At 37.5% G+C, this 13116-nt stretch carries 13 protein-coding genes; all 13 read right to left on the reverse strand.

Annotated features, from left to right (window positions below):
- Nucleotides 1-143: 143 nt before the first annotated feature.
- Nucleotides 144-740 carry a dephospho-CoA kinase gene (gene coaE / locus C7B89_RS20435; protein ID WP_115674489.1) on the reverse strand — a complete coding sequence of 199 codons (597 nt, stop codon included), beginning with the start codon at nucleotides 738-740 and terminating at the stop codon, nucleotides 144-146.
- 13 nt (nucleotides 741-753) lie between these two features.
- Nucleotides 754-1626, reverse strand: a complete 873-nt coding sequence (gene mutM, locus C7B89_RS20440) for a bifunctional DNA-formamidopyrimidine glycosylase/DNA-(apurinic or apyrimidinic site) lyase (protein WP_115674490.1) — start codon at nucleotides 1624-1626, stop codon at nucleotides 754-756.
- A gap of 12 nt (nucleotides 1627-1638) precedes the next feature.
- Nucleotides 1639-4266 (reverse strand): DNA polymerase I, encoded by a 2628-nt coding sequence (polA, locus tag C7B89_RS20445; RefSeq protein ID WP_115674491.1) that lies wholly within the window; start codon nucleotides 4264-4266, stop codon nucleotides 1639-1641.
- A gap of 208 nt (nucleotides 4267-4474) precedes the next feature.
- Nucleotides 4475-4834: a hypothetical protein gene (locus tag C7B89_RS20450; RefSeq protein WP_048393597.1), complete on the reverse strand. Its 360-nt coding sequence runs from the start codon at nucleotides 4832-4834 to the stop codon at nucleotides 4475-4477.
- Nucleotides 4835-5114: 280 nt separating this feature from the next.
- A complete protein-coding gene (locus C7B89_RS20455) occupies nucleotides 5115-5531 on the reverse strand; it encodes a hypothetical protein (protein WP_048393595.1) in 417 nt (138 codons plus the stop codon).
- A gap of 185 nt (nucleotides 5532-5716) precedes the next feature.
- Nucleotides 5717-6727, reverse strand: coding sequence for a protease modulator HflC (gene hflC, locus C7B89_RS20460; RefSeq protein WP_048393593.1), 1011 nt, complete (start codon nucleotides 6725-6727; stop codon nucleotides 5717-5719).
- Nucleotides 6727-7689 (reverse strand): FtsH protease activity modulator HflK, encoded by a 963-nt coding sequence (gene hflK / locus C7B89_RS20465; RefSeq protein WP_054549957.1) that lies wholly within the window; start codon nucleotides 7687-7689, stop codon nucleotides 6727-6729. The genes hflC and hflK overlap by 1 nt, the downstream gene beginning before the upstream one ends.
- Nucleotides 7690-7839: 150 nt before the next feature.
- Nucleotides 7840-8553, reverse strand: coding sequence for an LrgB family protein (locus C7B89_RS20470; protein ID WP_004226253.1), 714 nt, complete (start codon nucleotides 8551-8553; stop codon nucleotides 7840-7842).
- Entirely contained in the window at nucleotides 8550-8918 is a 369-nt protein-coding gene (locus C7B89_RS20475; RefSeq protein WP_048393586.1) for a CidA/LrgA family holin-like protein, read from the reverse strand. The genes C7B89_RS20470 and C7B89_RS20475 overlap by 4 nt, the downstream gene beginning before the upstream one ends.
- A 351-nt stretch (nucleotides 8919-9269) precedes the next feature.
- Nucleotides 9270-10805 (reverse strand): two-component system histidine kinase PnpS, encoded by a 1536-nt coding sequence (gene pnpS, locus C7B89_RS20480; protein ID WP_048393584.1) that lies wholly within the window; start codon nucleotides 10803-10805, stop codon nucleotides 9270-9272.
- Nucleotides 10802-11518 carry a response regulator transcription factor gene (locus tag C7B89_RS20485; RefSeq protein ID WP_016993215.1) on the reverse strand — a complete coding sequence of 239 codons (717 nt, stop codon included), beginning with the start codon at nucleotides 11516-11518 and terminating at the stop codon, nucleotides 10802-10804. The genes pnpS and C7B89_RS20485 overlap by 4 nt, the downstream gene beginning before the upstream one ends.
- Before the next feature lie 52 nt (nucleotides 11519-11570).
- Nucleotides 11571-12011: a MaoC/PaaZ C-terminal domain-containing protein gene (locus C7B89_RS20490; RefSeq protein ID WP_115674492.1), complete on the reverse strand. Its 441-nt coding sequence runs from the start codon at nucleotides 12009-12011 to the stop codon at nucleotides 11571-11573.
- A gap of 157 nt (nucleotides 12012-12168) precedes the next feature.
- Entirely contained in the window at nucleotides 12169-13107 is a 939-nt protein-coding gene (mdh, locus tag C7B89_RS20495) for a malate dehydrogenase (RefSeq protein WP_048393582.1), read from the reverse strand.
- Nucleotides 13108-13116: the final 9 nt, after the last annotated feature.

A 13116-nucleotide genomic window follows, 5' to 3' on the forward strand; every position in this document is an offset into this window, starting at 1 on the left:
GTATAACACAATTTTAAAAAAGATGAACATTATATATTGAGAATATAAAAGTTCTTATTTTCTGAAAAATTATTCTTTATTATGGCGTTTCCCCATAAAAAAATGCGTAGCAAGGTCAGCTTGCTACGCATTTATAAAAGAACTCATGAAATAACACCCCAATAATGCAGGATTTTTTTTAATTGTTCTTCTGTACTTTCTATATTTTCATTATTATAAATGACCGCATGTGCACCCTTTTCTTTGACAGACATCGGCAGTTGAGAGTGCATACGTGCCAATGCATCTTCTTTAGATAAATTATTACGTTCCATTAAACGTCGAAGCTGAACTTCTTCACTGACCGATACCACAATGATACGTTCTACAAAATGTTGAAGCTTACTCTCAAATAACAAAGGAATGTCCATCACAACATGTTCATGTCCTGCTTCTAAATAAGCATCACGCTGACGTAACATTTCTTTTCTGATTGCTGGATGCATGATATCATTTAACGTTTTGCGTTTGGCAGGCTCATGAAATATGATATCTCCCAGCATAGTTCGATTTAAATTGCCGTCCTCAAGCAAGATAGCTTGTCCGAAGCTTTCAGCAATCAATGCTAATGTCTCAGTTCCAGGTTCTACGACATCTCGTGCTACAACATCTGCATCAACAATCGGTAAACCCAGTTCGCTCATCATTTTAGCTACTGTACTTTTTCCACTTGCAATACTTCCTGTTAGTCCGATAATCATTGCTAAATCCCCTTTAATGTTGACAATTTGGGCAATAGACAGAGGTACGCCCTCCAATTGTCATTTGACTTGTTGCCGTTTCACATGCTGGACATACCTTTTTCCCATACATTTTTAATCGATTCTGCATACTCCCTGCTTCCCCATTAATATTCCGATAATCAGAAATAGTTGAACCACCCGCTTCAATGCTTTGACGTAGGACAGCAACAATCTCCTCAAATAATGCTCGCTTCCGCTTTTCACTAATGCTGCTCATTTTGCGTGCAGGGTGAATTTTCTGAGCAAACAATGCCTCTGTTGCATAAATATTGCCACAGCCCGAAATGACTTGCCCATCCATAATTACTTCTTTTACGGCTTTATTTTCATATTTCGGTAGCTTAGATTTTGTTATAAAAAAATCACATGCATGCTCATCAAATGGCTCTGGTGCCATTTTTGTCAATGGTGCATGATCTTCAATTTTTGTCAGAAAACGAAGTTCACCGAATCGACGAATATCTGAATAAATCAAGTATCCCCCATCTGCCATTTCAAATGTCGCATGGATATGCTTTTGAAATTTCGCCTCATTGATTTCCTCGGGTGAATTCACAACAAACCAAGCACCTGTCATCCCTAAGTGACTAACAAGAACATATGGAACATCATCCTTCAGCAAATGAAAGAAAATATATTTTGCTCTTCGTTCAATTTTGGTAATGGTCATCTGGGACAAAGTACTTTCAAATGCATCAGGCGCTGCTTGTTTGACAATACATTGTTTACCCTCACTAAAAGAGAAATGTACTCGTTCAGAAAGCTGAACCTGTTGAATGGTACGTCCTTCAACTGTTGGCTTCAATGCCTGGACGACACCCTCTACCTCTGGTAATTCAGGCATTTGAATCCCTCCTCATTTTGCCTCGTACCAAGTTGAGCCATGGTTAAAATCTACTTTAAGCGGTACAGCAAGCTCAATAGCGTTTTCCATGACTTCTGGTACAATTTTTTCGAGTAAGGCAATCTCTTCCTTTGGTGCCTCAAAGATTAGCTCATCATGCACTTGAAGTAGCAGTTTTGCCTGCATCTTTTCTTTTTTCAATCGAGCATCCATATCAATCATTGCCTTTTTAATGATATCAGCTGCACTACCTTGAATTGGCGTATTCATCGCTGTACGCTCAGCAAAGCTTCTTAAATTAAAGTTTGAGCTTGTTATATCCGGTAAATAACGGCGTCTATTTAATATCGTTGTCACATAACCATTAAATTTCGCATTTTGTACAATGTCATCCATGTACTGTTTTACACCAGGGAAACTTGCGAAATACTTTTCAATAAAATTAGCCGCTTCCTTACGTGTAATATCTAAGTTTTGTGATAGACCATAATCACTAATACCGTAGACTATTCCAAAGTTAACAGCTTTCGCTGCGCGACGCATATTACTATCAACCTCATCTTCTGACACATGAAATACATCCATAGCTGTACGTGTATGAACGTCCATTCCTTCACGGAAAGCCTCAACAAGGTTTTTATCTTCTGACATATGTGCAAGAACGCGTAATTCAATTTGCGAATAGTCAGCAGAAAATAATATCCAATCCTCTTTTGAAGGTACAAAGGCTTGACGAATTTTGCGGCCCTCCTCCAAACGAATTGGGATGTTTTGTAAATTCGGATCTGTTGAGCTTAAACGCCCTGTTGCAGTTAAAGCTTGCTGGAAGCGCGTATGCACTTTACTATCTGATACATGAATCTCCTTTAGTAAGCCTTCAATATATGTGGATTGTAATTTTCCAAGTTGGCGATACAACAGAATATGTTCGATGATAGCATGCTCTGACTGTAATTTTTCTAGGACATCTGCAGCAGTTGAATAGCCTGTCTTAGTCTTTTTAATCACAGGTAGCCCTAGCTTATCGAATAGAATCACACCTAATTGTTTTGGTGAATTAATATTAAAGGTTTCTCCAGCTTCTGCATAAATTTCTTGCTCAATTACTACAAGTTTATCATTAAGCTCTTGCCCCATTTTCTCTAACGTAGCGCGGTTAACCGTAATCCCTTCGCTTTCCATTTCACCTAAAATTCCTGCCAATGGTAGCTCTAGGTTTTTATAAAGATCGAATTGTTCATTTTCCTTTAATAAGGCTTCCAGTTTCGGCTGTAATGACCATACTGCAAAAGCTTTACGGCTAACATGCTGTGCAAGTTGGTCCAAATCAGGTATTGCACGCTTGGCACCTTTTCCATATACCGCTTCATCTGCTTGGACATCATAGTAGCCTAATTCCCTTGCAAGTGTTGCGATATCATCGCCACTTAATGCTGGATTATTAATATAAGAGGCAAGTAGCAAATCAAAGTCAACGCCAGCTAATTGAATCCCAGCTCGCTTTAATGATGCTTGAGCTGCCTTAGAATCGGACATATATTTTATTTTTGTGGCATCTTCAAGCCAACGACGGAGAATATCTGATTTTGCTGCTTTATCAAATGGAATATATTGCGTCTTTACGCCATCTGATAAGGCAATTCCCAGCTGCTGACAAGTATGATAGTGCTCGTTTTCAAGCTCTACATGCACAGCCATCACGTCTTTTAAATCCTCAGGTCGAACTTCCTGGACTAGGTCATAATCGAGAGGCGCCTGTTCTTCTTCTTGCACTGTAAAGTCACTTTTATCAAGCAGCGATTTAAAGCCAAGCTCACGCCACACATTGATTAATTCATCTTCTTTTGGCCCATTATATGCAAGATCAGCCAGTGAAATGGTGATTGGAGCATCCGTATAAATCGTTGCCAGCTTCTTACTCATGATGGCTTGCTCTTCATTAGCTACAAGCTTTTCCTTCATTTTAGAAGCTTTCAATGTATCCATTGCTTCATAAAGTGCTTCAACGGAGCCATGCTCTTTTAATAATTTTACAGCCGTTTTTTCCCCGACGCCTGGTACACCAGGAATATTATCGGAGGAATCCCCCATCAAGCCTTTCATATCAATAATTTGGAGCGGCGTTAACCCATACTTTTCCGCAATAAAGGCTGGTGTATTTTTCTCTATTTCCGTAATACCTTTTTTCGTTATATAAACGGTTACTTGCTCTGTCGCCAGCTGAGTTAAATCACGGTCTCCAGAAACGATGATAACATCCATATCCTGCGACGAAGCCTCTTTAGCAAGCGTTCCGATAATATCATCCGCTTCATATAACTCCTGCTCATATTGCTTAATACCATACGCATCAATGAGCTTTCGTAAATAAGGAAATTGCTCTGATAATTCTGGTGGTGTCTTTTGACGTCCTCCTTTATATTCTGTAAAGGTTTCATGGCGGAATGTTGTTTTCCCAGCATCAAAAGCAACCAATATTTTGGTTGGCTGTTCTTCCTCTAATATTCTTTGTAGCATTGTTGTAAAGCCGTATACAGCATTAGTATGAATGCCACTATCATTCGTTAGCAATGGCAACGCAAAAAACGCGCGATACGCTAAACTATTACCGTCCAATAATAGTAATTTTTCCTTGGTCATGATTTTATCCTCCTGCGTTGTCTTCTTCTTCTACTTTATCATAACAATACATTTCAAGTAAAAAAGCAGGCGTCCATCCTCTAGGTTATCCATTATTTTTAATGGTTTATCCACCACTTTTAGACTTTATCCGCTACTTTAGCATTCCTATTCATTCAAAAAAGCCAACCGCGCGCAGCGGTTGACTTGTTTAAAATATTTTAACTCCTTAACGCATATTACCTATAATAGATGAACGACTATCCTGCATTTTTTTTACAAAATTAGTCATTACATCAAAAGCCTCATTTCGTTTACTATTCATGCTTTGTAAACGGAGCATATCCATTTGACCTTGCTGTGCATTCAAATCAGCTAGCTGTTGATTTCGTTGTTGAACATCCTCTAGTTGATCCTTAAGCTGATTTTCTAACAGCTGTGCTCGCTGTGATTGGACTGCCTGTAATGCTGATTCTAGATCCATGCCTTGAATATCAATTGGTTGAATTAGGCTATTAGCAGAGGATTGCCCTGCCCCACTAAATAATAATCCGACTGCTAAAGCACTTCCAAACACGACCTTTTTCATCTTTATTACCTCCTATTAAAATGAATCTTTGCTTATCATACATACTAAAGGTTAAAACTAGGTTAAAAAATTCAATATGGTATGTATGCATCTGCCTATCAAGTTTAGTCATTGACTATTCTCAATAACTTGACTGTACTACAGATTAAATAAGGGCAATACTGACAAATGTTAATAATTTTCGTATTAACAAGGCATAAGACGTATTACATCCATTACTAAAAAGCAAAAACTTTCATTCAAGGACAAGTCTCCTGTAAATGAAAGTTCTTAATAGTTGTTATTGATTTGAAGTACGATAAAAAACTTCTTCATAGATGACAGTTAATATAAATGCATTCATAAAAGCAAACACAAGAAATAACGGCATGCCGCCTAATTGTGGATATGTTAGCTCTTGATTAAATACCATTACTGTACTAATTTGTGCCAAAAAGAAGATTAAGCCAATTCCAACTTGCCAAATAGGACGCTTGACCTTTCTTTTTTCATACCAAAATAATTTCTTAAAAAGGTTTCTTACATCATCTGCAATAATGATACTGATTAAAAAGATACAAACAAAAAATACTGGTATATGATAAACACTTTTCGTCACCCACGAAAAATCGGATAGACGGTAGAAAAGTGTTAATATCGAAGCTATACTACAAGCAATCCCTAAATTTTGGAGCCATTTGCTAATTTGTAATTTCAAAGCCCTTACCCCCAACTATTCTTTTTTAAACATTATCATTCTATCAAATTATAGTTGATTCGGGAATACAAACTTATAAATTTCTATTATTTTCATACTATAATAATTCGATTTCATGGATAGTTATAATTCTAGTGCAACAAAAAAGTCGTCTCCTTCAAGACAGAGACGACTTTAAACTGCGTTTATTTAATATAACCAGACAAGATGTTGGCATATGGTGAAGTAGCTGGCAAGATAATAACCGTATCTTCCCCAACCGTTTTCTTATAGGATTCTAATGTGCGGTATAAAGAATAAAATTCAGGATCTTGAGAGAAAGATTTATTGTAAATCTTTGCAGCCTCTGCTTCTCCTTCAGCTTGAATTAAAGCAGCTTCTTTACTTGCTTTAGCAAGCATTTCTTGTACGTGTTGATCCGTTTGTGCCTCAATACGACGTTTCTGTGCATCTCCCTCTGAAAGATACTTTTGTGCAATTGATTCACGATCTGAAATCATATTCGTAAAAACGGATTGTTCATTTTCAGTCGGTAAATCAATGCGACGTATACGTACATCTACTACTTCAATACCATAGTTATCGTTGGAAAGAAGTTCATTAACACGTTCAGTTACTTGATCGTTTATGCTGCCTCGAGAAGAATCCTCATCATTTATAATCTCCGTATAGTTAATTCGGCCAAGTTCAGAGCGAATAACAGAATAAATGAACTCTTCCATACGTGATTCAACTTTTTCTATCGTACCAGCATTCGAAATCAATAGCTTAGGATCTGTAATACGCCATACAGCATAATTATCAATAATAATTCGTTTTTTATCCTTTGTATTAATCTCTTCTTCCGAAATCTCATATGTCATTTGGTTTTTTGGTAACTTTGTAACACTTTGAATAAAAGGAATTTTCATATTTAAACCTGGTTCACGCTCAAATTTAACAACCTCTCCAAACTGCCGAACAACAGCATACTCTGATTCTTTAACTATATAAATATTCGTTAATAAAGTAATCACTAGAGCGAATATGACCGTTAAGGTTACAGCTAGAGAGATATATTTTTTAGGATTCTTCGGTCCTTTCTTCGACATTTTAACTACATTGTCTCCCGAATCACCTTCTGAAGGAGCAGCTTTTTTACTTTTGCCAGATAAGAAATTGAGGAATTTTTCTAGATCCTTATTTTTTTGGTCCATTAGTTACCGCTCCCCTCTTTTTTCTCTGTTTGTGTCTGTTGAGGCTGTAGTTGCTGAAGTGGTAAATACTTCATCGTACTACCATCATCATTCATAATGTAAATTTGTGCTTTCGGTAGGACATTTTCAAGCGTCTCTATAATTAACCGCTCTCGTGTAATTTGCTGATTGCCCTTGTATTGCTCATACATTTTATTAAAGACCGCTACATCCCCTTGTGCTTGCTCGATACGGGCTGTTTTAGTTCCTTTTGCTTTCGACATAATAGCATCACGTTCGCCTTCAGCTTCACTAATGCGTTGGTTTTCATATTTTTCAGCTTCATTTATTTTTGTATTTTTCATTTCACGTGCATCTGTTACAGCAGTGAATGCTGCACGCACATCTTTATTTGGCAATTCTACATCTTGCAATTTCACACCTAAAACGCTTATTCCAATATCGTATTTTTCAATAAGAGAAACTAATAATTGGCGAGTATTTGCTTCGATGTCAGCTTTACCTTCTGTTAACGCTGCATCGATAGAAGAGCTTCCGATTATAGAACGAATGGCACTCGATGTCGCGCTATGTAATATTCTTTCTGGATCCTGCGAATTAAATAAAAACTTATTAGGCTCTGTAATTTTCCATTGAACAACAAGGTCTGTTAAGACAATATTTTCATCCCCCGTAATCATTTTTGTTTCGGCATCGTATGCCTCTAACTCACCTGCTTTATTTTGCTTATAACCAAATTGCAGACTAAACGTTTCTTTTGACAAAATTTCTACGGATTGGACGGGCCAAGGTAATTTAAAATGAAGACCTGGATTTGTTACTGTATCATCGGCACGACCAAATGTAATAACCACAGCTTGCTCTGATTCATCTACCGTGTACCATGAAGTAAAAACTGTAATAAGTGCAATAATTCCAAATATTCCAAGTCCAACAATCATTAGTGTCCTTTTCACACTCATGTCTGTTCCTCCTTTTGCTTAGTACTATTGTTTACGGTGAACCCTTATAAAAAGTTTCAAAATATTTTCATATAATGATTGTAAAGGACAGAATCCTCTGTATCTAACTCTTAATAAAAGCTTATGAATGCAAAAAAATCCTGTTACCTTTTAGGGCAACAGGATATTGATAACCAGATGTTCAAATACTGGGAAAATGGTAGTGGATAATACAATACTAATTAATGCAGCAACGATCATCGCTAGACTAGCAAATGTGCCTTCTAGCTCTCCAAATTCAAATGCTTTTGATGTACCCGTTCCATGAGCACCCATACCAAGCATTAATCCTCTAGATGAAGGTCTGTGAAAACGACATACTTTGATAACGATTGGTGCTAACAAGCTTCCTAAAATACCAGTCGTCATAACGAAAACAGCTGTAAGCGTAGGAGAACCACCAATCATATTAGAAATATCCATCGCAATAGGTGTTGTTACAGAACGTGGCACTAAACTATGCACCAACTCATCATTTAAGCCCACCAATAGAGCCATCATAAAGGATGACACAATAGCAACCGCTGAACCAACAGCAATGCTGATGAAAATTTCAAATGCGTGTTTTTTTAATAGGTTGACATTTTTATATATAGGAACGGCAAACGCAACGGTTGCTGGTCCTAGTAAATTTGTTAAGACACTCGCTCCAGAATTGTAGGATTTATAAGATATACCTGTCAGTAGTAAAATACCTATAATGACTAAAGGTGTAATCAGCATAGGTGTCAGCCATTCTTTTTTATATTTTTTATAAAACATTTTACAAATATAAAAAATAGCAACGGTCCCAAGTAAGCTGACAATGGCGATTAATAAAGTCATATCGCATCACCCTTCTTTCGCTGCTCTAGCCATTGTGCTGTATACCCCGTTACAAACATTACCACAATGGCACTCACAACAATGACCAGCACAACCTTCATTCCCTGCACACCAAATAAGGCATGATAATCAATAACACCAATGGCAGATGGAATAAAGAATAATAAGAGTTCACTTAATAGTACGGCTGCTCCTAATTCAATCCATTCAAGCTTGATTATATGAAACTGTAACAGTAAAAATAATAGGACAAGTCCTATTATACTCCCTGGAATCGGCAAGTGAAGTAGGCGTGCAATAGTATTTCCGATTAATAATAGGATATAAAGATAGCCGATTTGCACGATACTTTTGACGATTTTCATGGTCATCCTTCTCTCATTTTTTTCTCTGCCTCAACAGTCAGGAAAACACGATTCGAATGATAAGAAGGTTGATTCACTGACTGTCAAAGCGTTCGTCTAACAGACAATCGCGGGTAAGATGGTTGTTAAACTTTATGCTACTATACTTTACACCTATTTACGTTCCCTGTAAAACAGAAAAAGAACCTAGTGTCTAAAAAACACTAAATTCTTTCTGTGGGGAATATAAAGCAGTTAAAAATCTTCTATTAGATTTTTATGGTCATCGTCTTAACAATCATATAGGGGGTTTCTAGAAATAAGTATAGTGCCCAAATATGAATGTAACATGTTGTTCATGTAAAGGATTTGTTAATTTTTCGGAATCATGACAATCATTTTAGTTCCTATGCCGACTTCACTCTCTACTTGAATTCGGCCATGATGCGCCTCGACTAAATGCTTAACAATCGCTAAGCCTAAGCCTGTTCCACCAGAATTACGACTTCTCGCTCGATCCACCCGATAAAATCTTTCAAAAACGCGCGCTATTTCATGTTTTTCAATACCAATTCCTTGATCCTCTATTTCGATAATGCCATGTGTTTCATTTTCCTTTAATCGAATAGAAACAGTCGTGTTTTCAGGTGAATATGTAATCGCATTGGTAATTAAATTCGTCACAATCTGAATGATACGATTGGCATCCCCCATAACCTGGACATCTCGTTCGATATCCACCTGGAAGCTCATATTTTTTTCATCCAATCGCGGAGCTGTCAATTCTGCTCCACGAATTAGAACATCCTGTAAGCCCATCGGCATAATATTGACAGTAAAACCATGCTGCTCGATCTTTGAGAGCTCTAGTAAATCTTGAATCAGCATTTGAAGTCGATTACTTTCTTTATATATAATCTCCAAAAAGGAAATCAGCATTTTTTCGTCTTTATAGGCCCCATCCAATAAAGTTTCTGAAAAGCCTTTAATAGATGTAATAGGTGTGCGTAATTCATGTGATACATTCGCAACAAAGTCTTTCCGAATTTGTTCTAATCGAACTAGTTCCGTTATATCATGCATAACGATAACAACGCCTAGCCATCGTCCGTGGTCCCCGATGACCGGTGCCCCATAAACTTCTTTGTTATAAAGTTCTTGCTGTACTTCCATTTTAATTTGTTGTCGATAAGGCATTTCTGTCAGAAAAACATGATCGATAAATTGTTCTAATGATTTAGGTAAGCCTATTGTACGAAAAACCTTTCCTTGTACATCATCAAGCTGCATTCCAAAGCGCTCCAGAAATACTCGATTTACAATGGAAATATTCCCCTCACGACCAATCATCATAAGGGAGCTCCCCATATTTTCAATTAAGGTTTTCAGTCTTTCTTCCTCTACTTCACGTATCGTTGTAATATCTTGCAAATTCCGTGCCAATATGTTTATGGAATGACTCAGTGGTATCATCCGTTCATGCTCATTTTCTTGAGCACGTGCACGATAGTTACCCTTTGCAAGCTCAAGGGCAGTGTCTGTCACATTATCAATCGGTGCAGTAAAGTTACGTATCATATAACGACTTATAATTGCTATTAATATCAACGTGATGGTAAAGAGAATAGCCAGTACTCCGTAAAGGCGAGCACGCACATAGTTCAATAATGATTCGTCTCGTTCCATAGCCTGAGCTGCGTACAAAGCTTCCTGATCTTCCTTCGTTAAATCCATTTTGCGTTCATCGATTACTTGGTCCATTGATGTCCGTATCTCAGTGGTTGCTTGCTCGTTATATTGCTCGATATAAACAGGAAAAAGCTGACCTATAACAATCATTAGGACAGCTAGTATCGTTCCAAGTAAAAGCATGAATGTCAAGAATAAGCGGTTGCTCATCGATTTCATGTCGTTTTCGGCTCCTCAAATTTATAACCAAGACCTCTAATTGTTTTTATAAACATCGGCTTACGGCTATTTTCTTCAATTTTATCGCGAAGGTGGCTAATGTGTACATCCACAATTCGAGTATCGCCAGCAAAATCATATTTCCATACAGCACTTAATAGCTGATCACGTGTTAATACACGATTTTTATTTTCAAGTAAATAGATGAGTAGCTCAAACTCTTTTGGTGTAAATTCCAGTGCCTCATCCTGTAAAAATACTTCAAATCGCTCTGGGTACACTCGCAGTTGTCCAAACTCATACATTTTTTCCTGCGCCTCATCCTTATCATCTGCGACTACGTTTTGCGTGAAACGTCTTAATACAGCCTTGACACGCGCTAAAACTTCACGAGGACTAAAAGGCTTTGTCATGTAATCATCTGCTCCCAACTCAAGACCAAGAACTTTATCAAATTCGTCATCTTTAGCAGTTAGCATAATAATTGGCGTATTCATACGTTGCTGTCGTATTTGTTTACAGACCTCCATGCCATCTAGTTTTGGAAGCATCAAATCTAAAAGAATTAAATTTGGCTGTAAGTCGATTGCTTTTTCAAGCCCTTCCTGACCATCAGCAGCCGTTTCCACTACATAGCCTGCCTGTTCTAAATTATATTTCAATAATGTTGCAATCGAAAATTCATCTTCAATTACTAAAATCGTTTTTGTCATGTCTAATGCCTCCGTTAGTGATTTGAAACCCCCATTTCAAATCTCAAGACGTCTATAGCGCAAGTGGTGGAGTCACAAGCAATAAACCTTCAATTACAAGCTGCTTCTGCTCATTATATGAGTGGACAGATACAGTGATGGTATTGTCATATTTATTGATTGCTGTAACCTCTAATAGCGTATCGAACAATTCATAATGATAGAGAGGTCCTAAATATTTCAAATGTTGCTCAATAATTCGTGCACCTGGTCCTGGAATATACTTTGACACAGCTGATGTAATAATACCATTTAACATAATTGTCGGCACAATTGGCTTTTGAAAATGTGTCATAGCCGCATAATCATGTTGAATATAAAGCGGGTTACTATCGTTTGTAAGGCCTAAATAAAGCAATAGATCCCTATCTTCAATTTTTTCAGTGATATGGATTTTCTCGCCAACTGTAATTTCATCGATTGTGAGACCAAGTTTACTATTTTTTTGAAGCAAAGATACGCCAACCCCTTTTCTATCATACTACATTCATAGTATCAATTTTATGCTAAAAGTACAATGAAAAGCAGAAGAACCTTACCTTTCTCAACCCTGGAAATATAAAAAACGAGCAGGAACATTCCCTACTCGTTTTAAGATTTAGACTGATATTCTACACTAAAATTTTCATCACATTACGAACTGCTTCTGCCGATTGATCTAAAGCTGCTTTTTCTTTGTCCGTTAATTCTAGCTCAAAGATTTTTTCAATACCGTTTTCGCCAAGTAATGTAGGAACACCTAAGTATAAATCATGATAGCCGTACTCGCCTTCTAAATAAGCAATAGATGGTAAAATACGTTTTTGGTCTTTTACAATAGCTTCAGCCATCTCTATTAGTGCCGCAGCAGGCGCATAATAGGCAGAGCCGTTACCAAGTAAGTTGACAATTTCTGCTCCACCATTACGCGTTCGGTCAACAATTTCTTCTAAACGTTCAGCAGAAATAAGTGATTCTAACGGAATACCACCAGCAAATGAATAACGTGTTAACGGTACCATTGTGTCACCGTGACCACCTAATACAAAACCAGTAATATCTTTCACTGAAATCTTAAGTTCTTCTGCCACAAATGCACAGAAACGAGCCGTATCAAGAACACCTGATTGACCAATTACACGGTTTTTAGGGAAGCCAGTTTCTTTGTATACTGTGTATGTCATGGCATCAACTGGGTTTGTCAGTACAAGGATTGTAGCATTTGGTGAATGCGTAGCAATCTCTTTTGAAACAGTTTTCATAACACTCTGATTGATTTGAACAAGGTCATCACGGCTCATACCTGGTTTACGTGCAACACCAGCGGTAATGATCACTACGTCAGAATTCGCCGTATCTGCATAATTGGAAGTACCTTGCACATAAGAGTCAAACCCTTGTATTGGTGCTGCCTCCCACATATCTAGCGCCTTACCCTTTGTAGGGTTTTCTGCTTGTGGAATATCCACTAATACGACGTCACCAAGTTCTTTCTGAGCTGCTAAAAATGCTGCAGTAGCGCCTGTAAAACCGCCACCGATAACTGAGATTTTTTTTCGTTTCAGAGACATTTGAATACG

It is taken from the genome of Lysinibacillus capsici (genome assembly GCF_003367505.1).
Lineage (GTDB): Bacteria > Bacillota > Bacilli > Bacillales_A > Planococcaceae > Lysinibacillus > Lysinibacillus capsici.